19 protein-coding genes are annotated in these 24,863 nt (G+C 59.8%); 13 read left to right on the forward strand and 6 right to left on the reverse strand.

The window, feature by feature from the left end:
- Genes KEM60_RS10660 through KEM60_RS10670 form a run of 3 tightly spaced genes read left to right on the forward strand, consistent with a single transcriptional unit; the run spans position 1 to position 4,960 of the window.
- On the forward strand, positions 1–1,092 hold the full coding sequence (locus KEM60_RS10660; RefSeq protein ID WP_255574522.1) for an ABC transporter permease: 1,092 nt from the start codon (positions 1–3) through the stop codon (positions 1,090–1,092).
- Positions 1,089–3,248, forward strand: a complete 2,160-nt coding sequence (locus tag KEM60_RS10665; RefSeq protein ID WP_219107604.1) for an ABC transporter ATP-binding protein — start codon at positions 1,089–1,091, stop codon at positions 3,246–3,248. The genes KEM60_RS10660 and KEM60_RS10665 overlap by 4 nt, the downstream gene beginning before the upstream one ends.
- On the forward strand, positions 3,245–4,960 hold the full coding sequence (locus tag KEM60_RS10670) for an ABC transporter family substrate-binding protein (RefSeq protein WP_219107605.1): 1,716 nt from the start codon (positions 3,245–3,247) through the stop codon (positions 4,958–4,960). The genes KEM60_RS10665 and KEM60_RS10670 overlap by 4 nt, the downstream gene beginning before the upstream one ends.
- Positions 4,961–5,291: 331 nt before the next feature.
- Here KEM60_RS10670 and KEM60_RS10675 read toward each other — a convergent pair whose 3' ends face one another.
- From KEM60_RS10675 to KEM60_RS10695, 5 genes are all read right to left on the reverse strand, one after another.
- Positions 5,292–6,416, reverse strand: coding sequence for an ABC transporter ATP-binding protein (locus tag KEM60_RS10675; protein WP_219107606.1), 1,125 nt, complete (start codon positions 6,414–6,416; stop codon positions 5,292–5,294).
- Positions 6,409–7,452 (reverse strand): ABC transporter ATP-binding protein, encoded by a 1,044-nt coding sequence (locus KEM60_RS10680; protein ID WP_219107607.1) that lies wholly within the window; start codon positions 7,450–7,452, stop codon positions 6,409–6,411. The genes KEM60_RS10675 and KEM60_RS10680 overlap by 8 nt, the downstream gene beginning before the upstream one ends.
- Positions 7,453–7,465: 13 nt before the next feature.
- Positions 7,466–8,491 (reverse strand): ABC transporter permease, encoded by a 1,026-nt coding sequence (locus KEM60_RS10685; protein WP_255574524.1) that lies wholly within the window; start codon positions 8,489–8,491, stop codon positions 7,466–7,468.
- Complete coding sequence (locus tag KEM60_RS10690) at positions 8,445–9,371, reverse strand: ABC transporter permease (RefSeq protein ID WP_219107608.1); 927 nt, start codon at positions 9,369–9,371, stop codon at positions 8,445–8,447. The genes KEM60_RS10685 and KEM60_RS10690 overlap by 47 nt, the downstream gene beginning before the upstream one ends.
- Before the next feature lie 195 nt (positions 9,372–9,566).
- Positions 9,567–11,177, reverse strand: a complete 1,611-nt coding sequence (locus KEM60_RS10695) for an ABC transporter substrate-binding protein (protein ID WP_219107609.1) — start codon at positions 11,175–11,177, stop codon at positions 9,567–9,569.
- Positions 11,178–11,620: 443 nt separating this feature from the next.
- Between KEM60_RS10695 and alaS the strand changes: the two genes are divergently transcribed.
- From alaS to KEM60_RS10735, 8 genes are all read left to right on the forward strand, one after another.
- Positions 11,621–14,323 carry an alanine--tRNA ligase gene (alaS, locus tag KEM60_RS10700; RefSeq protein ID WP_219107610.1) on the forward strand — a complete coding sequence of 901 codons (2,703 nt, stop codon included), beginning with the start codon at positions 11,621–11,623 and terminating at the stop codon, positions 14,321–14,323.
- Position 14,324: 1 nt separating this feature from the next.
- Positions 14,325–14,822, forward strand: coding sequence for a Holliday junction resolvase RuvX (ruvX, locus tag KEM60_RS10705; protein ID WP_219107611.1), 498 nt, complete (start codon positions 14,325–14,327; stop codon positions 14,820–14,822).
- Between the two features lie 10 nt (positions 14,823–14,832).
- Positions 14,833–15,975 carry an endolytic transglycosylase MltG gene (gene mltG, locus KEM60_RS10710; protein WP_255574526.1) on the forward strand — a complete coding sequence of 381 codons (1,143 nt, stop codon included), beginning with the start codon at positions 14,833–14,835 and terminating at the stop codon, positions 15,973–15,975.
- Positions 15,969–16,898 carry a shikimate dehydrogenase gene (locus KEM60_RS10715; RefSeq protein WP_219107612.1) on the forward strand — a complete coding sequence of 310 codons (930 nt, stop codon included), beginning with the start codon at positions 15,969–15,971 and terminating at the stop codon, positions 16,896–16,898. Before mltG ends, KEM60_RS10715 begins: the two co-directional genes overlap by 7 nt.
- 41 nt (positions 16,899–16,939) lie before the next feature.
- Positions 16,940–18,163 carry a chorismate synthase gene (gene aroC / locus KEM60_RS10720; RefSeq protein WP_219108172.1) on the forward strand — a complete coding sequence of 408 codons (1,224 nt, stop codon included), beginning with the start codon at positions 16,940–16,942 and terminating at the stop codon, positions 18,161–18,163.
- Between the two features lie 26 nt (positions 18,164–18,189).
- Complete coding sequence (gene aroB, locus KEM60_RS10725) at positions 18,190–19,782, forward strand: 3-dehydroquinate synthase (RefSeq protein ID WP_219108173.1); 1,593 nt, start codon at positions 18,190–18,192, stop codon at positions 19,780–19,782.
- A gap of 69 nt (positions 19,783–19,851) precedes the next feature.
- Positions 19,852–20,796 (forward strand): ABC transporter ATP-binding protein, encoded by a 945-nt coding sequence (locus KEM60_RS10730; protein WP_255574527.1) that lies wholly within the window; start codon positions 19,852–19,854, stop codon positions 20,794–20,796.
- Positions 20,793–21,581 carry an ABC transporter permease gene (locus tag KEM60_RS10735; RefSeq protein WP_219107613.1) on the forward strand — a complete coding sequence of 263 codons (789 nt, stop codon included), beginning with the start codon at positions 20,793–20,795 and terminating at the stop codon, positions 21,579–21,581. The genes KEM60_RS10730 and KEM60_RS10735 overlap by 4 nt, the downstream gene beginning before the upstream one ends.
- Positions 21,582–21,661: 80 nt before the next feature.
- Here the strand turns inward: KEM60_RS10735 and KEM60_RS10740 are convergent, their stop codons facing one another.
- Positions 21,662–23,458 (reverse strand): ABC transporter substrate-binding protein, encoded by a 1,797-nt coding sequence (locus KEM60_RS10740; RefSeq protein WP_219107614.1) that lies wholly within the window; start codon positions 23,456–23,458, stop codon positions 21,662–21,664.
- 188 nt (positions 23,459–23,646) lie between these two features.
- On the opposite strand from KEM60_RS10740, the gene efp reads away from it, so the two are divergent.
- Both efp and nusB read left to right on the forward strand, forming a co-directional pair.
- The gene (gene efp, locus KEM60_RS10745; protein WP_219107615.1) at positions 23,647–24,207 is read left to right on the forward strand and encodes an elongation factor P; all 561 of its coding nucleotides are present in this window, start codon (positions 23,647–23,649) and stop codon (positions 24,205–24,207) included.
- Complete coding sequence (gene nusB / locus KEM60_RS10750) at positions 24,207–24,710, forward strand: transcription antitermination factor NusB (RefSeq protein WP_219107616.1); 504 nt, start codon at positions 24,207–24,209, stop codon at positions 24,708–24,710. The genes efp and nusB overlap by 1 nt, the downstream gene beginning before the upstream one ends.
- Positions 24,711–24,863 lie beyond the last annotated feature (153 nt).

Here is a 24,863-nt window from a genome sequence, read left to right on the forward strand (position 1 = left end):
ATGCCCGACAAAGAGACGCGCACAGATGGCGCGGTCCTGCCGGAGATCTCCGAGGTAGTCCCCATCGAAGCCACTTCCCTCGATGGCGTGGACGGCGGGAAGACCCCGGACATGGCGACCGCAGAAGGGGTCGCCGGGAGCGAACCCTCAGGACTGGTTGGACAGATCACCACCGCCGCCGTAGTGCAGCAGATGCCTTCTGCTGAGACGCAGAGCGACGATGATTCGGTAGCAGTGACGTCAAAATCTGCTCTCATCATCAGGCGATTACTGCGTAACAAGGGCGCCGTGCTGGGTCTAGCAATGTTGACGGTCGCAGTGGCCTTCACGCTTGTAGGTAATGCCGGAAACGAATTCGACTACACCACGCAGGACCTTCTCAATATTGGTGTCGGACCTGGAGAGGGTGGTCATCGCCTAGGCACTAATAGTGGCGGCGTCGACCTGTGGGCGATGCTGGTGCGGGGCACCGGCAAATCTTTGATGATTGCCGTGGTCGTAGGCTTGTGCGCTCCGATGATCGGTGCTGCATATGGCACCGCCATCGCATTCTGGGGTGGGACGAGAGAGCGTCTGGGGATGTGGATCCTAGACATGCTTTTGCTCATGCCATACTTCTTGCTCATCGCAGTCTTCATGGGCTCTACCGGTGGTAGCGCCATCCATTTAGCGATTTTCCTCACCATGTTCCAATGGATGGGACTTGCCCGTGTAGTCCGAGCAACCACTCAGTCACTGCGGGAACGGGAATTCGTGATTTCCGCTCGCTATTTGGGTGTCTCTGACTGGGAGATCATTCGCCGACACATTATTCCCAACATCGGTTCCTACCTCATCCTCAATGTGGTGATTGGAACCTTCGGCGCGATCATCTCGGAAACAGCGTTGTCCTTCTTGGGTGTGGGAGTACGCCCGCCGGATGTGTCCCTAGGCCAGCTCATCGGCCAGGCCAGTAGCCAACTGTCGGCGTACCCCTGGCTGTTTTGGGGTCCGGTCAGCTGTCTGCTGTGGATCACCTTGTCCCTTTCTCTCGTGGGTGACGGTCTGCGTGACGCACTTGACCCCAATAGCAAGTCCGGAGGCCGTGCATGAACGCCCAGTCGACCGCCGAGTTCTCTACCGGGACGACCCCAGTCTTGTCGGTTCGAGACTTACATGTTCGGTTTGGTTCCGAAGCTGGTTCGGTGCATGCCGTCCGAGGAATTGACTTCGATCTCTACCCGGGACGAGTGCTGGGGATCGTCGGTGAGTCTGGCTCTGGTAAATCCGTCACCTCGCTGGCAGTGATGGGGTTGCTCCCTGATACCGCGAAGATCACCGGGTCAATCACATATGGTGGCAAAGAACTCCTTGGCCTTTCTGACCGAGAGATGTCGACTCATCGAGGGAGCGACATCGCCATGATTTTTCAAGACCCGTTGAGCTCGCTGACGCCTGTTTTTACCGTCGGTGACCAGATTATCGAAGCATTACAAGCGCACGGAACACTCGAGAAGGAGGCAGCTCGAGCCCGCGCAATCGAGCTGCTTGAAATCGTAGGCATCCCCAGTGCGAAAACCCGCGTCGACTGCTACCCGCATGAGTTCTCAGGCGGGATGCGGCAACGGGTGGTCATCGCTATAGCTATCGCCAACAATCCACGAGTGATCATTGCTGACGAACCAACTACCGCGCTGGACGTCACGATTCAGGCACAAATCCTTGATGTACTTAAGGTAGCGCAAAAAGAAACTGGCGCGGCTGTCATCATGATTACTCATGATCTTGGAGTCGTCGCTGGCATCGCCGATGAAGTCATGGTGATGTACGCCGGACGAGCTGTAGAAAAGGGAAGTGTCAACGAACTTTTTACCCGGCCACGGATGCCCTACACCTTGGGATTGTTGGGCGCGATACCTCGAGTAGACCGTCGGGAGAAGGCTAGCCTGGTGCCCATTGAAGGGAACCCTCCGAACCTCTTAGCCGACCCTACTGGATGTCCTTTTTCCCCTCGCTGCCCGATGGCGGAATCTTCGTGCCTCGATGGTGAGCCTGATTTGGTTGTTCTCGGAGGGGATCATCGATCAGCCTGTCGGCGACACGCTGATCTTGTAGGGGTAATCGACGCATCAGCTGTCTTCCCGGTCCCGAAAGTTCCGGACATGGCGTTGGCAGCTGTGCCCCGACAAGAGCGGAGTGAAGTTCTTCAAGTCTCAGCTTTACACAAGCATTTTCCACTCCTTAAAGGCGCCTTCCTTAAAAAGAAGGTGGGGGACGTGAAAGCCGTCGATGGAATCGACCTTGATATCCGTGAGGGAGAATGTTTGGCGTTGGTTGGCGAATCGGGGTGCGGTAAGACCACTACGCTGCAGCAGATTATGGAGTTGTCTCCTCAAACGCATGGAGACATCAGTGTCCTGGGCACTTCAGTAAAAGATCTCAGAAAAAAATCTGAAGTGACTGCGCTACGTCGTAACATTCAGCTGGTTTTCCAGGATCCCATGGGTGCGCTCGACCCCCGTTTCACTGTTTTTGAAATCATTGCTGAGCCTTTACGAGCTTATGGCATCACAGGAGCAGAGCAAGAGTCCCGAGTCCGAGCATTAATGCGGACTGTAGGGTTGGAGCCTGATCACCTCAACAGATTTCCCACTCAGTTCTCTGGCGGACAAAGACAACGCATCGGCATTGCTCGAGCATTGGCGCTTAATCCGAAATTGCTCATCCTTGACGAGCCGGTATCAGCTCTGGATGTATCGATCCAAGCCGGTATCATTAATCTGCTTGATCGGTTGCGTGCAGATTTAGGGATCTCTTATCTCTTTGTCGCTCATGATCTGGCGGTTGTGCGACACATCAGTGACCGCGTTGCAGTGATGTATCTTGGGAAGATTGTCGAGATCGGGCAGGTTGATGAAGTCTTCGATCATCCGCGGCATCCTTATACTCGGGCATTACTCTCCGCAATTCCGGTGCCAGACCCGGCCCTAGAAAAATCACGTCAGCGTATTCTCCTCACCGGAGATCTCCCGAGCCCGCTCGACCGTCCAGTCGGCTGCGACTTCGTCTCCCGCTGTCCATTGCTCGCCATGCTGCCGGAGCGTGACCAGCAACGGTGCCGCGCCGAAGAGCCATCTCTGGAACAGGTTGATCGCTTAGATCATCGTCAAGCCTGCTTTTTCTCCGAGTCACCGGTCCTCGCGACCTCCGGCGTCATCCCTCGCGCCGACACCTCGTCGGTGCCTCACACCGCAAGGAGACCATCATGACCTCACGCGCCCCACGCAGCGCCTTCATGCTTATCGCCTGTGCCAGCCTCGTCCTCGCAGGGTGTTCTTCCGGGGGTGATAAGTCATCGAAAGCTCCCGAAACGCAGGATATTGTCGGCGCCTCTAAGCTGGTTGCTAATAATCCTAAACCCAGAGCAGAACTCAGTGAAGGGGGGACTTTCACTCAGGAAATTGGTGACTGGCCCTCCAATTTTAACAAGAACCACATCGACGGCAACAGCACTGAGTATGGATATGTGATCAACGCCACTGACCCAATGTTGTTTGAGTGGGAAGCCGACGGCAAGATTAAACCCAACAAAGATTTTTTGGAAGAAATGCCTGTTGACAAGAAGGAAGGAGGTAAGCAGGTTATTACTTATACGCTCAACCCTAAGGCTAAGTGGAATGATGGCACCCCGATCGATTGGACGGCATTCGAGGCATTCTGGAAGGCCTACCGCCTCCCGGTCGATAAAGGCGAATATGGAAACGTAGCCACCACTGGCTTCGAAGACATCGAGTCAGTGAAGAAAGGCGATGCGGACAATAAAGTCGTCGTCACCATGAAGCAAGAATTCTATCCAGCTGTGGAGCTCTTTCAGGTTCTCATTCATCCCAAGCTCGCCATTGACGCGAAGACCTTCAATACTGCCATGAAGAGTGACTTCCATCCTGAATGGCGCTCTGGGCCATTTACCCTTGATAAAATTGATCAGCAAGCCAAAACGATTGTCCTTAAGCGGAACGATAATTGGTGGGGGGATAAGCCATTGCTGGATAAGTTGATTTATCGGCAAATGGAAGATTCTGCCACCATACCTGCTTTCAAAAACGGTGAGGTAGACGCGACTTCAGTGGGCAACAAGGCGCGCTACCAGCAGATTCAGGGGGCGAAAGATCTTGATTTGCGTCGTAGCCAGCGGCTTGTCACTAACGTGAATATCCTCAACTCTAAAGCTGAAGGCTTGGGTGACCTCAACGTCAGGAAAGCCTACTGGCAAGCTCTTGATCGCGAAGAATGGAAGAAAGTTCGCTTTGATGGACTGAATTGGACCGAGAAGCCTACCAATTCAGGTCTCTTCTTTACATTCCAGCCGGAATATGAAGAAACTATTTCACTGGCATTTGGAGCCGCGGAAGCCAAAAAGACTCTGGAGTCCGCTGGGTATAAAATGGGAGCTGACAACTACTTCGCCAAGGATGGCAAGAAGCTCACCTTGAAATACACGACATTTGGAGATGACCCGCTGGCGAGGGCGTTGGCCCAAACGACCCAGTCCCAGATGAAGAAAGCTGGAATTGATCTCCAAATTGACCAACGCCCATCCGCATCCTTCAGTGAAACTGTCAGCAAGCACGAATTTGGTGTTATAGCAATGGCGTGGAGCGCAACAACGGCATGGCCGATCACTAATCTTTGTCAGACGATGTGTACCGACAGTGCCAGCAATTACTCGTCCACCGGTTCCAAGGAACTCGATGAGCGGATGCGGAAGCTCGGATCCATCTCGGACATGAAAGAACAAGCCAAGGAGATGAATGCCATCGAGCGCGAGTGGAACAAGGAATACGGTCAGATCCCGATGTCGACAGCGCCAATGATTATGGCGGTGCGGAAGGGATTGGCTAACTGGGGGCCTGCGGCCTTTGCGGGAATGCATCCGCGTTGGCAGGATGTGGGTTGGGAGAAGGGCAGCAACCACAAGTGAGTTAGTCTTTGGCAAACTCATGTCAGGAGAGAGGAGAGGATCGGACTCTGTCCGGTCCTCTCCTTTTGCGACGGATGCGCTGTCCCACTGCGCCGTAGGCACGGTTCCCTTTGCCATCATCTATCGTGTTTGGGGGGCGGGAGTGATCATTCCTGGCTAGTGGCCATAGGCATCATCGTTGCGCACCCTGGAGCTAAAGCGGACTCATAAGCTATGGATCCATCACGACGAAGGCACCTGGTTGCTTCGACATCCCAGCGCAGTGGCCCATGACATGGCTGTGGGTCCGAGAGCGTCGCTCCCGGACCCACAGCCATGTCATACGCAGGGATTAGGTGGGCGAGGAGCTGTTGTCCTCGACGGCAGCAACGGCTGCTGCAGTCACGTGACCGTCCTGCACATCTTCACTGGTGATGGTGCCAGTGGGTGCGGCAATGTCAGTGACATCGACGGTCTCCACCACGGTGCGCGGCTCGGCAAAATGGCACGCAGACTCATGTTCGCTGACACCATCTGGCCGCATCGACAAGATGGGCTCTTCGGTAGAGCAGCGTTCCTGGGCTTTCCAGCATCGGGTGTGGAATCGACATCCTGAGGGTGGGTTGGCAGGGGAGGGCACGTCACCGACTAGGACAATCTGCTCTCGTTTGCCGCGCAACGTCGGGTCAGGCACTGGCACCGCCGACAGCAATGCCTGGGTATAGGGATGTGTCGGGTGGCCGTAGATCTGGTCTTCCTCACCCAGCTCAGCCATCTTTCCTAGATACATCACCCCGACCCGGTCAGAAATGTGCCTGACCACCGACAGGTCATGGGCAATGAAGACATAACTAAGGCCTAGCTCATCCTGAAGGCGTTCCATGAGGTTGACGACCTGAGCTTGGACCGAAACGTCCAATGCCGACACTGGTTCGTCACAAATCAACACTTTAGGATTCAAGGCGATCCCGCGAGCAATGCCAATTCGTTGACGCTGGCCGCCGGAGAACTGGTGCGGATACCTGTTAATGTGTTCTGGGTTTAACCCGACCATGTCCAGAAGATTTCGCACCGCTTTGTCATAGCCCCCCGCGGGAATGGCATCACGGTGGATTCTGAAAGGCTCACCAATGATGTCGCCAACAGTCATTCGAGGATTCAATGACGTATAGGGATCCTGGAAGACAATCTGGATGTTACGCCTGATATGGCGCATTGCTGCGCCTCGCTGGGCGTACATGTCAGCGCCATCAAAGGTCACTGTTCCACTGGTAGGTTCCTCCAATCGCATGAGAAGGCGACCCAGAGTCGATTTACCGCAGCCGGACTCACCCACGATTCCTAGGGTTTCGCCCTTGTTGAGAGTGAAACTCACCCCGTCGACAGCCTTGACATGACCAACAGTACGTCGAAGCACACCGCCTTTAATCGGGTAATGCTTGACTAAGTCTGTGGCGACGAGAATAGGCTCAGGCATCGTAAACCTCCTCGGCAAGATGGCATGCGGTCATGCGGCCCGGAGCAATTTCACGCAGCTCAGGCAACTGAGACATGCACGTATCGTTCTTGTACCGGCAACGAGGGTTAAAAGGACAACCTTCAGGCATGCGTAACAAGTTCGGTGGGAGACCACCGATTGCGGCAAGAGTTTGACCTTTCTGATCGAGTCGTGGGATCGAGTCAAGCAAACCCTTGGTGTAGGGGTGCGCGGGACGCCGATACAGCTCGTAAACGTCAGCGGTCTCCATGAGTCGGCCGGCATACATCACAGCGATCCGATCGGCAACATCGGCGACAACACCCAAGTCGTGCGTGATCAGAATCAGCCCCATCTGGTGCTCTTCCTGCAGATCTTTCAGCAGCTGCATGATCTGGGCTTGGACGGTGACGTCGAGAGCGGTCGTGGGCTCGTCAGCGATCAGTACTGCCGGATCAAGGGCGATGGCCATCGCGATCATGATGCGTTGACGCATCCCACCAGAGAACTGGTGCGGAAACGCACGGACACGTTGTTTTGCTGCCGGAATTTTGACTCGCTCCATGAGCTGGACTGCGCGTGCCATGGCATCGCTTTTATTCATTCCGCGGTGCTGTCGAAACATCTCGGCGATCTGCCAACCCACTGGGAAGACCGGGTTTAGAGAGCTCAACGCATCTTGGAAAATCATGGAGATCTCGGGGCCACGGACTTTACGTCGGCGGTCTTCGGGCATCCCCAATAGTTCGTGACCATTGTATTTCACGGACCCGCTGGGAATCTTTGCGGGTGGCATATCCAAGATACCCATGACTGCCTGGGCAGTGACTGATTTTCCGGAGCCAGATTCTCCGAGGATTGCTAAAGTCTCCCCGGGCTGCAGTTGAAAACTGACTCCATTGATCGCATGGGCTACACCTTCGTCGGTGTGGAAGTCGACGTACAGGTCCTGGACATCAAGGAGGGGCGCGTCCCCAATCCGGGCGAACTGTGAGCTGTCTCGCGCCCCTGCCGCGGGATGTGTGGTGGTCGTCATCGTTGTGCCGTCCTCATCGCTGCTTGGGATCAAAAGCATCACGGACCACATCTCCCAGCGTCATGAACGCCAAGACGCACAGGCTCAGGAAGAGCGAGGGGAACAGCAGGCCATAAGGGGCCTGATAGATGTAGTCCAGTGATTCATTGATAGCGCTGCCCCAGGAAATAGCAGGCTCGCGAAGCCCGATTCCTAGGAATGACAGTGTCGCCTCTGCGGCGATGTATGCGCCCAAGTTGATGGTGGCCACTACGATCACTGGGGCCAGCGAGTTTGGCAAAATGTGACGAATGATGATGCGCCACGGTGAAGCGCCGAGAGCCTTAGCCGCCAGCACATACTCGTTTTGTTTCACTTGAATGACTGAACTGCGCATCAGCCGAGTGATCGCAGGCCAACCGAAGATCATCAAGACGAATACGACCTTAACCACGATCAGCAGGTAGGAATCGCCAGGGCGACTAGGCCATGTCGTCATAAAAAGGATGCCGCCCAGCAGCATTGGAATAGCGAATACCATGTCAGTGAGCCGGGAAAGGAGCGAGTCGAGCCAGCCGCCATAAAATCCGGCTATCATTCCGAGCGTCCCACCGACCACAGATGTAGCGATAGTGGTGAGCAAGCCGACCATCAGCGAAGCCCGAGCGCCGTAGACACATCGGGCAAAGGTGTCCCGGCCCAGGCGGTCAAAGCCAAAAATTGCTCCTTGGTCACCGGGCGGGTTGTTTGACCGAGCCAACTGACCGTACGTCGGATCGACTCTAGTGAACAGCTGCGGGGCAATTGCCATCAACAAGAAGATGAGGATGACTGAAGCGGCCATCCAAAACAACGGACGGCGGCGAAGCTGACGCCATGCATCCTGAGTCAGGGATCGACCAGGGGCAGCAGCACCGCCGTCTGTCAGCTGTTGTGGCGTGGATGATTCTCCGCTTGCTGTCGGTATCTCCTGTGGGTGCAGAGGTGTCGGTTCGACCTTCAATGTTTTCGGGTCAGTCATGGCTAATCCTTGGGTCCAGCAAACCGTAGAGGAGATCAACGAGGAGATTCATGATCAGGAACACTAAGACGAGCATCGTCACCGCTCCGACTACCGACATTCCGTCGCGGTTGGCGATGCCAGTGAAGATCATGCTTCCGACGCCTTGAATGTTGAAGATCCTCTCGGTCACGATGGCCCCGCCGAGCAGAGCCCCAAAGTCAGCTCCGATGAAGGTCACCACTGGAATGAGGGAGTTGCGGAGGGTGTGGACGCCAATAGCCCGTCGATGAGTCAGACCTTTAGCAATGGCTGTCCTGGCGTAATCAGCGCGGAGGTTTTCTACCAGGTTTGTCCGGGTGAGTCGGGCCACATAGGCCACCGATAAAGTCGCCAGAACCAGCCCGGGAAGCAACAACTCCTGGAGAGGAGCTCCTGATGAAACCGTCGGTTTGAACCAGCCGAGTTTGATGCCAAAGATGATTTGCGCCATGGGGCCTAGCACGATAATCGGGATGGAGATGAAAATCAGAGTTGCTAGCATCACCGCCGTATCGACGATACCTCCCTTACGGGTACCAGCAAGAACTCCCACGCCGATGCCGATCACGATTTCGAAAAGGATGGCTACTGACGCTAATTTTACCGTGTTTGGGTAGCGTTGAAGTAGTTCACTGCTCACTGTGTTGTTGAAATAGTTGGTCCCAAAGTCTCCTTGGGCCAGATTAGTCACGTACTTCCCATATTGAACGAGAAGTGGATCGTCGAGATGATGATCCTTCCGATATTGCGCTACATATTCGGCAGAGCATGGACGCTCGCCGCATTTGCCATCAGTGGGATCTCCGGGAAGGGCGAAGACCATTGCAAAAATGAGGAATGTTGCCCCAATAAGGACGGGTATCATTTGCAACAGTCGTCGGACCACATACTTTCCCATGGCACCTCCTAGGTCATATCATGCGGGTAGGGGTCAGGCCAGGACGGGCTGTTTCAGCTCAGGGACGACGACGACATGGCACCTTGCCGTTGCAGGGCACCGGTGAAGCATGCCAGCGGCCTGCACGGGGTGCGCAGGCCGCTGGCGATGATCCGTCAGGGCTGAATCCTGTTCCAGGTCGCTAAGGCCTGGGGATTACTTCTGCTTGATCGAGGCGTAGTCGACGATGCCGAACGGCGTGATCTTGACGTTGGTGACTTTGGTGGACCAACCAGCGTGCTGACTCATCGTCCAGAGCGGAACTGACGGCATTTGCTCGGTCAGCATTTGCTCGGCCTCGTGGTAGAGCTTGAACCCTTCGGCGGTCGACTTTGCTGCTGCAGCTTCTTTCAGCTTGGCATCGAACGCAGCATTGCTGTAGTCGTTGTCATTGCTTGATCCACCAGTGCCGTAGAGGGGTGCGAGGAATGTTTCAGGGGAGGGGTAGTCCATCTGCCATCCGGCCCGGAACATACCCTTAATTTCGCGGTTCTTGACGGCGTTACGGAAGGTCTTGAAGTCCACCTTCGCGTCAGCTTCACATTTGATGCCGAGGGTGTTGGTGATCGACTGGCAAGCGGGCTCTGCCCAGGATCGGTGCGCGGAGTCGCCGTTAAATCCAATGGTGAGGGTGCCCGAGAAGCCGCCTGCTTCCTTGAGGAGTTCGCGCGCCTTGTCTGGGTTGTATTTGCAGAAGTCGCCGCAGGTGCCCTCTGGGTAGTCACCGACGACCTTGGGAGCGACCCAGCTATCCAGGGGCCGGCGTTCGCCGGCGAAGACTTTGTCGACGATCGTCTGTCGGTCAATCGCCATGGAGATCGCCTTCTTGAACTTGGGGTTCTGTACGGCAGGGTCGGCTTTGGGAGCGGCAAAATCGACCATTTGAACCACGCCAACATCGTTACGCATGGCCCAGCGATCAGGAAGGTCCTTATGGTATTTCAAGCCGTTAATGGCGTCAGCGGGCATGTCATCGATGACATCCAGGTTGTTGGCGAGCAGATCCTTGTAAGCCGCCCCGATGTCCTGATAGATCCGGAAAGTGATCTTGTCAGAGTTGCCTTTGAAAGCGCCGGAGTAGTGCGGGTTCTTCTCCACCACGATTTGCTGGTTGGCATCCCATTTGGTGACCATGTATGGCCCGGCGCTGATGGGTTTTTTACCGAAACCACCCTTGGGGTCCGCGAAGAAAGCATCTGGCATCGGCGCGAACGCAGTGTAGCCCAGCCGCAACGGGAAGTCGGAGACCGGGTTGGCCAGAGTGATCGAGAAGGAATAGTCGTCAACCTTCTTGAGGCCACTCATCTCTTTGACGGTTGCGCCGCTCTTGGAGACTTCTGCATACCCTTCAACGGGTTCCAGGAAGGTGCCGGCGACCATGGCGTTGGGGCCGTAGGCGGCGTAATTCCATGCCTTGATGAAGTTGTCTGCCTTGACTTCGGTGCCGTCGGAGAACTTATAGCCCTTCTTCAACGTGACGTTGAAGGTCTTGCTGTCCGAGGTCTCAATCTTCTCGGCAATGTCATTCTCAGGTTTGGCGGTCTCTTTGTTGTAGCGGACGAGGCCGGCGACCGTGGTGGTCAACACGTTCCCGGCGCAGGTTTCATTGGTGTTGGCCGGGATGAGATCGTTTTGTGGGTTGCAACCATGGACGGTGATGGCGTTTCCCAAGCTGCCACCTGAGCTGTCTCCGCCGCCGCAGGAAGCTGCAACAAGAGATGTGGCGCAGAGGCCGACCACGATGGCCGCACGGGTCTTTGCTCGCATGGGTGAGAACCTCCTGCACGCGTCCTTGCCCGGGTGGCAATGGACTCTTGAGCTGTGAGCCGACCTACCCGAGTTCGTCGGCGTCCCGCTGACATGTGAGGCATGACTGGCGGAACCCCGTACATAGGTGAGGCATACGTACGGGCTGTGCGCCAACTTAGAACTTTTTTGCGCTGAAGTAGGCGTGTTGAGACGAAAATGTGACTGGGTGGCGAGCCGGACGGCACCATGTATACCACCTAGCGCATACATATACATAGATCTCGGCGTTGATCGATCAATAATGTATAATGCCGGATTCTTTCCGCCGCTGTGGGCTGGAGTCTCACGTGGCGTCGCCCTCCCAGCGGCGGCCTGCCACGGCCTGCCCAGTAGGCTAGTAAGTCTCATCGCACCGGAGAAGGTCCGGTGCGCATACCGTCGTCTCTTGCAAGGACACCCGCATGGAAACCGCCGAGATCAGGCGCCGTTGGCTGCAGTTCTTCTCCAACCACGGGCACACGGTGGTGCCCAGCGCCCCCCTGCTCTACGACGACCCCAACCTGTTGTTCGTCAACGCCGGGATGGTGCCCTTCAAGCCGTACTTCCTCGGGCAGGAGGCGCCGCCGTACGCTCGCGCGACCTCGGTGCAAAAGTGCGTGCGGACCGGCGACATCGACGAGGTCGGCAAGACCACTCGGCATGGCACGTTCTTCCAAATGAACGGCAATTTCTCCTTTGGTGACTACTTCAAAGACGATGCGATCCGTTTCGCTTGGGACCTGGTCACCGGCAGCCAGGAGTGCGGTGGGCTGGGCTTTGATGGCGACAAGGTCTGGGTGACCGTGCTTGGCCCGGGCTTCCACCCCGACTATCCCGACGGCGATGTCGAAGCTCGCGAGATGTGGAAGTCAGTGGGCATTCCCGAGGAGCGCATCCAGGGCCGCAGTCTGAAGGACAACTACTGGCACATGGGTGTTCCTGGCCCAGGAGGCCCGTGCTCCGAGATTTACATCGACCGGGGAGCGGAGTTCGGCCCGGACGGTGGCCCGGCGGTGGACGAGGACCGGTTCCTGGAAATCTGGAACCTCGTCTTCCAGACCGAGGAGCTCGCTGCCGTTCGTGCGAAGGATGACTTCGACATCGCAGGGATGCTCCCAGCAAAAAACATTGACACCGGCATGGGGCTGGAGCGCACTGCGTACCTGCTTCAGGGCGTGGACAACCTCTACGAGATCGACGAGGTCTACCCTGTCATCGAGCGGGCCGAGCAGATCAGTGGACGCCGATATGGCGCAGCTGTGCCCGACGATGTCCGTTTCCGGGTGGTCGCGGACCACGTCCGCAGCTCCATGATGCTCATCGGCGATGGGGTGACCCCAGGCAATGAGGGACGTGGATACGTGCTGCGTCGTCTGCTACGCCGCGCCGTACGGTCGATGCGGCTGCTGGGTGTGCATGACCCTGCGCTCCCTGAGCTGCTGCCGGTGTCCATGGAACGGATGAGCAACTCCTACCCTGAATTGCGGCGCGACTTCGGCCGGATCAGTCAGGTGGCGTACGCCGAGGAAGAGGCCTTCCGGCGCACCCTTACGTCGGGCACTACCATCCTGGACACGGCGGTGAATCGGACGAAATCCGACGGTGGCACCCAACTCTCTGGTGGCGACGCGTTCAAGCTTCATGACACCTACGGCTTCCCGATCGACTTGACCTTGGAGATGGCGTCCGAGCAGGGTCTCAGCGTTGATGAGGACGGTTTCCGGCGGTTGATGCAGGAGCAGCGGGAGCGGGCCAAGGCTGACGCGAAGGCCAAGAAACAAGGGCACGGCGATGTCGCCGTCTACCGGGAGATCGCCGACAGCTTGGGCCGACCGGTGGAATTCACCGGTTATACGGAGGTCGTCTCTGAAGGCACCGTTGCCGGTCTGGTGGTCAACGGGTCTGGAGCACGTTCAGCGCGGGAAGGCGACCAGATTGAGCTGGTCCTGGATCGGACGCCGTTCTACGCCGAAGGCGGCGGACAGCTCGCTGACGGCGGGTTGATCACGTTGGCCGGTGGCGCAATCGTGGAAGTCGATGATGTCCAGTCTCCGGTCACTGGGGTGATCGTGCACCGGGCTCGGGTCCTCTCCGGAGAGGTCGTTCTTGGGGAATCAGCGCAAGGCGCGGTCGATATCGTGCGCCGACGTGGGATCAGCCGTGCCCACACCGCGACGCACATGGTGCACAAGGCGATGCGAGAAGCACTGGGGGAGACTGCGACCCAGGCTGGTTCGTTAAACCGTCCAGGAAGTTTCCGGTTTGACTTCAATGCGGGCTCACCGGTGCCCGCCACCGTGTTGCGTGATGTCGAGGCCGAGGTCAATGCGCATTTGCTAGAGGACCTCCCGGTCCATGCTGAGGTCATGACCCAACAGGAAGCCATTGACTCCGGGGCGATGGCGTTGTTCGGCGAGAAGTACGGCGCCCAGGTGCGAGTCGTGTCTGTGGGGGACTGGTCGCGGGAGCTATGTGGTGGCACTCACGCACAACGCTCTGGTCAGTTGGGCATCGTCAAGCTGCTCTCTGAAGCATCAGTGGCTTCTGGGGTACGCCGAGTTGAGGCTTTGGTCGGTGCAGATGCCTATTCTTACTTGGCGCGTGAAAGCGTCATCGTGGGGCAGCTGACCGATGTCCTCAAAGCGCGACCGGAAGACCTGCCGGACCGACTCAACAGCATCCTGGGCAAGCTCAAAGATGCTGAAAAAGAAATTACAGCGATGCGTCAGCAACAAGTCCTGGCTCAAGCAGCGGGATTGGTGGCCCAGGCGCACGATGTCTCCGGGGTAACCGTGTTGACCCACGATCTCGGTGAGGGTGTCGGTGCTGATGACCTGCGTGGTCTGGTGCTTGACCTTCGTTCCCGGCTGGGCGATGAGCGCCCGGTCGTGGTGGCTGCCGCCGCGGTCTCCGGTGGGCGACCGCTGGTCGTCGTAGCGACCAATGATGGTGCCCGGAGCCTTGGGGTGCGTGCTGGCGACCTGGTCAAACGCGCAGCCCAGGTGCTCGGTGGCGGCGGAGGTGGCAAGCCAGATGTCGCGCAGGGCGGTGGCAGCGATGTCACTAAGGTCGGGGCTGCTCTTGATGGCGTGGATCAGGCCGTTGCGGCCGCGGTGACCGGCTGACGTGCGGCCGGGACGACGGTTGGGGATTGACGTCGGGGAAGCCCGGGTCGGGGTCGCGATCTGCGACCCCGGTGGGCTCCTCGCCACCCCGGTGGAATCGGTGCCACGTGACCATGAGGGCCAGAGCGATCTGGACCGGATCGTAGCTCTCGCACAGGAGTTCGAGATCTGTGAAATTGTCGTTGGGTTACCGCTGAACCTGTCCGGGGCGCAGGGTCCCGCAGCTGTCAAAGCCCGGGATTATGCGCGGTTATTAGGGAAGCGGTTGGCGTCGTCTGGGGTGCCGGTGAGACTTCTCGACGAACGGCTCAGCACGGTTGACGCTCACCGAGCCCTCCGCGATAGTGGCCGTGAAACCCGAGGTCACAGGGCTGTCGTGGATCAAGTCGCGGCGGTGTTGATCCTTCAATCTGCACTGGATCAGGAGCGAGCGACCGGGGCGCCTCCGGGGGAGAGGCTAGACTCGCGGAAGCCGCGGGCACCGCGGCGCCGGACGTAGGAAAGCTGAGATGACCGACCCCCTACACGAGTCGATCTTCGGTGAACCAGAACCGCCGACGCGCAGGCAACGCCGCGAAAGTCGTCGTGGTGGGCATCGCTCCCGCCGCAAAGGCCATGGTGTTCTCACCTGGATCGCTGTCATGATGGTGCTGGCCCTGGCGGGCTGGTTTGCCGTTGCGAACTTCAAACCGTTGTATGACTCACTGTCTGCACCCAAAGATTTTGAGGGTGAAGGCGGCGAGTCGGTGAGCATCGTGGTCAATCCGGGTGACTCCGGGACCCAAATCGCCAAGACATTGGTCGATGCGGGGGTGATCAAGACCCCGGCGGCGTTCACTGCTGCCCTGGAGGCCAACCCGGGCGACGAGGTGCAGCCGGGCACGTACACGCTGCGCAAAGAGATGAAGGCCAGCACAGCGCTGTCGATGCTGCGTGGCACCGGTCGTGAAGTCGTCAAAGTGACGATCCGTGAAGGCTTGTGGAAGTCCGATGTCTACGCGGCACTGTCCAAAGCCACGGGCATCCCCAAGGGGGAGTATGAGGCTGCGGAAAAGGCCGCGGCCTCAGATCCCGGGTCGTTGGGGCTTCCGGCGTCGTCCAAGGGCAACCCGGAAGGGTGGCTGTTCCCGGCGACGTACTCGTTTGACAAGAAGTCGTCGGCAGCCAACCAGCTCAAAGAGCTCATCGGTAAGACCAAGGAAGAGCTGACCGGTCTGGGCGTCAATGACGACCAGTCGGAGCGGATCCTCACCATCGCGAGCATCATCGAAGCCGAGTCGCGTTTCGATCCGGACCGCCCCAAGGTCGCCCGGGTCATCCTCAACCGGTTGGCCAAGCCGATGCCGCTGCAAATGGACTCGACGGTCTCATACGGCGTCCAGCGGCGATCGATCACCACGACCGATCAGGAACGGGCCGCGAAGAACGGATACAACACCTACGCCAACCCCGGTCTGCCTGCCGGTCCCATCGGCAACCCTGGGACGGCCTCGGTCAAGGCCGCGGTGTCGCCGGCGTCCGGCCCGTGGCTGTATTTCGTGGCGGTTAATCCCGAGACCGGTGAGACCAACTTCGCGACCACCATGGAGGAGCACAACCGGAACGTGTTGCTGTTCCAGAAGTGGTGCCAGTCGCATCCAGGGAAGTGCTGACACCCCAGTTTGGAGAGGAGCGATCACTGCGGCGCGCTGCGGTGATCGGCTCCCCCATTGGGCATTCTGCATCTCCGGTGTTGCATCGTGCGGCCTACGCCGCGCTCGGATTGACTGAGTGGCGGTACGACGCCATCGCAGTCGGGGGAGCCGGAGAACCTAGCGTCGAAGAGTTCGTGTCTGGGCTCGGTCCGCAATGGGTGGGGCTGTCAGTGACCATGCCGGGGAAAGAAGCTGCGGCCGTGCTCGCCAATTCCTGCTCGGCAGGAGTGACCCTCACCGGTGCCGCGAACACGCTGATCCGCCACGTGGACGGCTGGTACGCCGATAACACCGACATTGTCGGTCTGGTCGAGGCCGTCCGATCAGTTCTCGGTGGCGAACGCCCCTTGCAGGGGCGGGACGTGCTGCTGTTGGGCTCCGGGGCCACGGCAAGAGCTGCTTGTGTGGCGGTGTCTCGGTTGGGGGCTGAGGGAGTGTGTTTGGCCGTCCGGGGTCGTGCCCGAGCTCAGACCGTCGAGCTCGTCGAACGCCTCGGGCTGAGCTGTCACCAACGATCGGTGAGTGACCTCACGACGTACGCTGTCGATTTCCCGGTGATGATCAGTACCTTGCCGACCGGCACCGATCTGGGGCTGGGCACGCAGGGCGCTCTCGCTCCGGGATCGGTGGTGATGGATGTGGGCTACGGTCACTGGCCCACCCCGGTGGCGCGCTGGGCGGGCTCTCATGGTGCGTTGGTGGTCCCGGGTACGGAGATGCTGCTGCATCAGGCAGTGGAGCAGGTGGCTTTGATGACGGGAATGCGGCCGCCGACGGGGGTGATGCGTTCAGCGCTGGAGTCGGCGACCGGAGTGTCTTCCCCTCAGTCGCAGAGCGTGGCAGTGGACCTGATCCACGATGATCGCGGCCCTACAGCCTGAGACGGGTGCGGTCCGACATTCGGTCGTCTGGCAGCATGATCATCATGCGATGGTTGACCGCTGGAGAATCACATGGACCCGCTCTCGTCGCGATCCTGGAGGGGATGCCAGCCGGGGTGCACGTGGGCAGCACCCAGATCCAGCAGTGCCTCGCTCGGCGGCGTTTGGGACATGGCCGTGGCGCCCGACAAAAATTTGAGCAGGACACCCTGGAAATCCTCGGCGGAATCCGACACGGACTGACCCTGGGGTCACCGATCGCGGTGCAGATCGGCAACAGCGAGTGGCCTAAATGGGCCACTGTGATGAGTCCTGATCCGGTGGATGATGCCGCGTACGCCGCGGCGAATGACATCAACGCGCCCCAGGAGATCGCCCGCAACCGACCATTGACCCGCCCGCGACCAGGGCATGCCGATCTCGCTGGAATGCAGAAATATGGTTTCACCGATGCGCGACCGATCCTGGAACGAGCTTCGGCACGAGAAACCGCTGCCCGGGTGGCACTTGGTGCGATCGCGGCAGCTTTCCTGGAGCAGAGTTGCGGCATCACTATGGTGTCGCACACGGTCGCTATTGGGACTGCCGCGGTCGCTGATGGTTCGCCCTGGCCTACTCCTCAGGATGTGGCCGCTCTGGACGCTGACCCAGTGCGAGCGCATGACCCGCAGGCTTCGACGGCGATGGTCGCTGAGATCGACGCTGCGCGTCGAGACGGCGACACCCTGGGCGGGGTGGTCGAGGTCCTGGTGTATGGCTGTCCACCTGGAGTGGGTAGCTATGTGCACTGGGACCGCCGGCTCGACGCTCGGTTAGCGGCGGCGCTGATGGGGATCCCAGCGATCAAGGGCGTTGCTGTTGGTGATGGATTCGACAGTGCCACTCGGCGAGGCTCAGCCGCTCACGATGAGATGGAACGTGACAGCAGCGGACGTATCCGTCGTCGTACCGGACGAGCTGGGGGCCTTGAAGGGGGGATGACCACCGGGGAGATCCTGCGGGTTCGTGCCGCGATGAAACCCATCAGCACCGTGCCACGCGCCTTGGACACCGTCGACATCACCGGAGATGCTCCCGCCAGTGCTATCCATCAACGCTCTGATGTGTGCGCTGTCCCCGCAGCAGGGGTGGTCGCCGAAGCCATGGTCGCGTTGGTCCTTGCGGAAGCGGTCCTGGACAAATTCGGTGGTGACTCGATCGCGCAGACTCGGGCTGCTCATCAGGGGTATCTCGAGTCGATCCCGGAAGGAATGCGTTCATGGTGACCTCTGACCCGCACTGCGATGGTCCGATGGTGGTCCTGATTGGACCTCCCGGCGCGGGGAAGAGCACCGTTGCTGCGGCGCTCGCGGAGCTTCTCGGGGTGGACGTTGTCGACACTGACCAGCGCATTGAGCAACACGCGGGGATGTCGATCGCTGACATCTTTGTCGACCACGGCGAAGATCAGTTTCGCCAGTGGGAACGCCATGTGGTTGCCGAGGAACTCCGCACGCATCGGGGGGTGCTTGCTCTGGGGGGTGGTGCGATCCTTGCGGCGCACACTCAGCAGGCGCTGATGGGTCGACCGGTGGTGTTTTTGGATGTTTCCTTACGGGAAGCCGTACGTCGAACTGGCATGGATCATGGGCGCCCGCTGTTGGCACTGAATCCGAGGTCGGCGTGGTTGCGGTTGATGGAGGATCGTCGACCGGTGTATGAACGATTGGCCCGGTGCCGGATTGACACCAGTGAGCGCACCCCGGCGCAGGTTGCTGAGCAGATCGTGGCTGAGTTGGGGCTGCCCCAAGCCGCGGCGTCTTCAGTGCGGATCTCGGTGGGTGCGGGTCCGGAGGCGTACGACGTGGTCGTCGGTCGAGGATTGGCTGAGCAGCTACCTGCCATGTTGGGGTCGGCGGTGCAGCAAGTCGTGCTGGTGCGGCCGGAGTCGTTGCCTCAGGTGGCGGTGCCGGTGCGTGAGGCCCTGAGCAGTGCTGGTTTGCAGGTGCATGAGGAGACGCTGCCTGATGCGGAGCAAGCGAAGACGGCGCAGGTCGCTGCCAGATTATGGGCGGTATTGGGTCAGAGGGGGGTGACCCGCAGTGATGCTGTCGTCACTGTGGGGGGTGGTTCGGTCACTGATCTAGGTGGGTTCGTCGCAGCGACCTGGCTGCGCGGAGTCGCAGTGGCGCATGTGCCAACGACGCTCTTGGGCATGGTGGACGCCGCGATCGGAGGCAAGAGCGGGATTAACACCGCTGAGGGGAAAAACCTCGTCGGGGCTTTTTATCCGCCGGTGGGGGTGCTGGCTGACTTGGACCTGCTGTCGACGCTGCCGCACGCTGATCTGGTGGCGGGCCTGGCCGAGGTGATCAAGGGCGGGTTCATTGCGGATCCGACGATCCTTGACCTGATCGAGCAGGATCCGCAGGCGGCGATCGACCCGTCGGGTGAGGTGTTGCCGGAGTTGGTCCGGCGCAAGATTCAGGTGAAAGCAGACGTGGTGACGGCCGATCTGAAGGAGTCGTCGCTGCGGGAAATCCTCAACTACGGTCATACGTTCGCGCACGCGGTGGAGCAGGTAGAAGGGTATACCTGGCGCCATGGCGACGCCGTGGCGGTGGGCATGGTGTATGCCGCGGAGCTCGCCCGACTCGCAGGTCGGCTATCCCCAGAGGACGTTGACCGACACCGACGGATCCTGCAGGCAGTGGGCTTGCCTACGTCGTACCGATCTGGTCGGTGGGATGACCTGCTGGCGGTGATGCGTCGCGACAAGAAGGCTCGCGGGTCGTTGCTGCGGTTTGTGGTATTGGATGGGATTGGTGTGCCGGGGCGGTGGGATGGGCCGGATGAGGGATCGCTGCGCGCGGCGTACGACGCGATCTGTCAGGGCCCATCCTGAACTTTTCAGACTTCTCCTGACTGTCCGCTGAGTGTTACCTGAGCGTGCCCGGCATTCCATGGAACTGGGATGACGGGCGCTGCTGAGCTAGGGAAAGCTGGGGGCATGATCGAAGCGAGTCATCTGAGTAAGCATTACGGTGCGGTGCGGGCGGTGGACGATGTGTCCTTTCGCATCCCGGCCGGGAAAGTTGTCGGGTTCCTGGGGCCCAACGGCGCGGGCAAGTCCACGGCGATGCGCTGCCTCACGGGGTTGACCCTCCCGACATCCGGGGCGGTGAGCGTGTGTGGGAGACCGTTTGCCCAGCTGCCCAACCCTGGACGACACGTGGGGGTGTTGCTGGACGCGTCCGCCCAGCATGGTGGCCGCACCGGGCTGGAGGTGTTAACCCTGGGTGCGATGACAATGGGGATATCACGAGGGCGGGTCCGAGAAATAGCCGCGATGGTGGGCCTATCCGATAAAGAAATCAAACGGCGGATCAAAAACTATTCGTTGGGGATGCGCCAGCGCCTGGGGATCGCACACGCGCTGCTGGGAGACCCGAAGATCCTCATCCTTGATGAGCCAGCAAACGGTCTGGACCCGAGTGGGATCCGGTGGATGCGTGACCTGCTGCGAGGATTCGCCGACCAGGGCGGAGCCGTGTTGCTCTCCAGCCATCTGTTGAACGAGGTGGAGACCATCGCCGATGAACTGATCGTCATCGGGCGGGGGCGGATCGTGGCGCAAGGCACGAAAGAGATGCTTCTCGGCGGCACGGGAACTGTGGTGAATTGCGCTGACGGTCAAGATAAAACGTCACTGACAGAGGGGCTGGCTCAGGCGGGTTTCAGTGTCCGCCAGGATGAGCATCACGCATTGATCGTCGATGCGGATGCAGCCACGATCGGCATCATCGCTCGGGATCGTCAGGTGGCATTGACCGCGCTCCATCCGGCGCATTCTGCGGGCCTGGAAGAACTCTTCTTCCAGGTCACCTCGCAAACCTCTCGGGAAGGGGCGGCGGCATGACTCAGGACATGACTCAGAGGCAGGCGGAACCAGTGGCTGCGGTGCAGGAAGAGATCACCGGGGTGTCTTTTGCCCGGTTGGTGCAGGTTGAAGCCCGCAAAATCGTCGACACCCGATCCGGCCGGTGGTTCCTCGGGGTGCTGCTTGCCCTCGTCCTCCTCGTCTTGACTGTACTGAAGCTGACGGCCAAAGACGCGAATCCGGTGACCTTCACTGGTTTCTTTACGCCAGCGAGCGAGGTCTTAAAGATCTTGGTCCCCGTGTTGGGGATCCTCACGATGACCAGTGAGTGGCAACAACGTACCGCCATGGTGACCTTCACCCTGGAGCCACGTCGGGGCCGGGTCCTCCTGGCGAAGGCATTGGCAACTTTCGGGGTGATCGCGATCCTCCTTGTGATCACCGCGCTACTGGCTGCGCTGTGCGCGGCACTGTTTAGCACTGGCAGCCAGACGTGGAAGATTGATGCTGCCACGATGGGGAAACAGCAGGTGCCTCTGGTGCTGTCGGTGCTGATGGGGATGGCCTTCGGGCTGTTACTCTCCAATAGCGCGTTGGCCATCACTTTGTATTTTGTCCTGCCCATGATGGCCTCATCGCTGTTGCTTTTTGAGAAGACCCGCAAGCTCCTTGAATGGGCTGGGCCCTCGGTGATGTCTGCTCCGTGGAATGCGGATTCAGTGACCACGCAGCAGTGGCAGCAGGCGATGTGCTCAATGGTGGTCTGGCTGATCGTGCCAATGATCATCGGCACGATCGTCACATTGCGTCGTGAGGTGAAATAAAAAGCAGAGGAAGTAGTCCGGTCATCGCCCTGCCCTGCCCCCACTGGGGGCAGGGCAGGGCCATCTCTAAGGTCTGTCGCTCAGGATCGAGACAACTCGCTGTAAATCGGTGCCCCAAAAACATCGATCTTGACGGGCTGCATCCGCTCGCCCCATCCCACCGTCGAATTGACATACCACAGTGGGATCTCCGGGAGGTCTTCCAGGATGGCTTTCTCTGCTTCCTTGTAAGCCTGCCGACGCCCTTCAGAATCCTTCGTGGCCGAGGCTTTTTCGAGCCAAGTCTGCGCCGCTGCGCCGTCGTACCCACTTGGGTTGTCAGATGCGTCAGCCCGGAAACGTGGATCGAGGAAACCACCCAGGTCAGGACGCACCATCCGACGGGTATCTAACAACGGCATGGCGAGTTCGTGTTTGGCCACGACCCTGGCCAAGGTGGCAGCGCTGGGGAAAGGATGCCCGGTGCATTCGATCCCCGTCGCCTGGGTGATCTGAGAACACAACGCCTCCACTACCGGCAGTCCGCCAGCGTCAGCGGCGTATGCGATTTGTAGTGAGGTGGGCGGATCCTTGAGTTTGCCGACCATCTCTTTGGCTGCAGCGGCGTCGAAACGGCAGGTATCCCCACACAGGTCAGGGGAGTAGCCAGCGACCACTGGTGCCGCCAGATCAGAGGCTGGTGCGCGGGTCCCGGCGTACAAGCCACCGGCCAACGACGCCCGGTCGATGGACCGAGAAATAGCTTTGCGCAAGGCCAGTCCATCCGGTGTCGACCATGGCTTAGCCGACATGGGGAACACCAGCGATGTGGTCGCGCCGACGCTCTGGTTGAGCGCACGGAAGCCCAAGTCCGATTTATAGCGACCCACGTCAGGCAGCGGCATCGCATCCAAAGCGTCCAACCGGCCGGAGCGCAACTGCGGATACGTCATCGCCGGATCCGGGAAGAACCTGAAGGTCAACCCGCCGTTGTGAGTTGGTTCGCCCCCGGAGTACGACGCATTGGGGATGAGGCGAGCTTCCTTGCCAGGGGCCCAGCCTCCGGCGAGCTGGTACGGCCCATTACCCACTGGCGCGGCAGCGTATGTCGCCGGGTCCTTCAGCGCCGCCGATGGCAACGGGGAGTAGGAGAGCAGCGCTAACCGGTCCCGGAAGGTGGCATCCGGGACAGCTAACTGGATCGTGAACTCCAGATCATTGACCAAGGTCAACCCGGTGAGCACCGTCGGGCGCTTCGCGGGATCCACCGTGCCCGGTCCGGACTTGCCCCCACCGGAAGGAGTCGGCGCCGGACTGCTCGGCGCGCTGTGTGCCGGGGAAGCCGACGGACGAGAACTTGTCGGTGACGATCCGGGCGTCCCACCAGGGGGGACCTCGGGATCGGGCTCTGGTAGTCCACGCATGGCCCGATACCCCGAGATCGGGCTGAAATGGTCAGCGTGGAGTTGCTTATGGGCAGGGTTCGCTGCGTAATTCCAGGCGTCGACGAAGGACGCCGCAGTCACCGGCTGCCCGTTACCAAACACCCATCCCTTACGCACCTTGACCGTGTACAAGGTGGGGCTGCTCTGTGACACATCCTCGGCCACCTCGTTGACCAGCCGCCCTTTCGGGTCATAGCGCAACAAACCTCGATAAATCAACGAAGCGATCCTGGTGCCAAAATCCCCGCTGACGTCAGCAGGAAGCAGCTCCCGGGATGGTTCGACCGCATTCACCACGACCGGGATCTTGTCCGGACTCAACGGCGAGGAGGCAGCCGCTCCCCGCTGAGACGGCTGGTCCTGGTTGTCACTGCTGCATCCGGCCAGACCGATCACCAGGATGCCGGTCGTCACCGTCGCCACCCAAGGAACGGCGAAACGTCGACGCGACATACGACCTCCCTGCGGCACCGGCGGCCGCTGGTTGACGAGGGACAGGATGGGTATGGCACGACCCTACGCGATACTGCTGAACGTCAACTGGTCCGCCACGGCGGGTCCAGCCCCATCGAGGCCGGGGCAGAGCGTCGTCACCGGTAGAATCGTGGCGATCCCTTTGTGTCGAGAAGAGAGACGACCACGTGGCAACCACGAACGACCTGAAAAACGGCTTGGTCCTCAACATTGACGGTCAGCTGTGGACCGTCATCGAGTTCCAGCACGTCAAGCCCGGCAAGGGCGGTGCCTTCGTGCGCACCAAGCTGAAGAACGTGCTCTCAGGCAAGGTCGTCGACAAGACGTTCAACGCCGGCACCAAGGTCGAGACCAGCAACGTCGACAAGCGCACCATGCAGTACCTCTACAAGGACGGCGACGACTTCGTCTTCATGGACGGCAAGACCTTCGACCAGCTGTATGTCAGCAGCGCTGTCGTCGGCGACGCCGAGAAATACATGCTGGAAAACCAGGACGCCATCGTCGCCACGCACGACGGTTCGCCGCTGTTCGTCGAACTCCCAGCCTCCGTCGAGTTGGTCATCACTTACACCGAGCCGGGCCTGCAAGGTGACCGCTCCACTGGCGGCACCAAGCCTGCGACGTTGGAAACGGGCGCGGAGATCCAGGTGCCGCTGTTCCTGGAGCAGGGCACTAAGGTCAAGGTTGACACCCGCGACGGCAGCTACCTGGGTCGCGTCAACTGATGTCGACCTCGTCCGGGCCGCATGAGGAGACCTCCGGCGCTCGCGGCGCCGCCGCGCGCGGGCGAGGTGGGCGAGAACCCCTCAGTGGTGCTCGCACCAAAGCTCGACGAGCCGCATTAGACCTGCTGTTCGAAGCCGAGCAGCGTGGCCTGAACGCCAGGACTTTGCTGGCCGAGCGCACTGCTCGGCCGGTCGACGACAAACGGTTACGCCCCTACACCGTGACCCTCGTCGAAGGAGTGATCCACCGCTGGCGGGTCATCGAGGAAGCCCTCGGCACCTACAGTCAGGGCTGGCCGGTCAGCAGGATGCCGGCGGTGGACCGAGCCATCCTGCGAGTCGGAGCTTGGGAGATCCTCTTCAACGACGACGTCCCGGACGCCGTGGCAACCCAGCAGGCGGTGGAGTTGGCGACGGCCTTGTCGACCGATGAATCACCCAACTTCGTCAACGGTTTGCTGTCTCGGCTGTCCGAGGTGAAGGACACCATCGACCGCAGTTGACCGGTACGACGAGATCGTGCGGTGTGGAGTGTGGGCCCGAGGAAAATTCCTCGGGCCCACACTCCACAGTGGCGGCGACTGGTCTGATGGGCCTCTGCGACAGGGGTGTATCACCACGGCGGGTCACAGCCTCCCCTGGGTGACGGCGATATT

Origin of the sequence: Austwickia sp. TVS 96-490-7B, from assembly GCF_019331795.1 — a bacterium.
Classification (GTDB): domain Bacteria; phylum Actinomycetota; class Actinomycetes; order Actinomycetales; family Dermatophilaceae; genus Austwickia.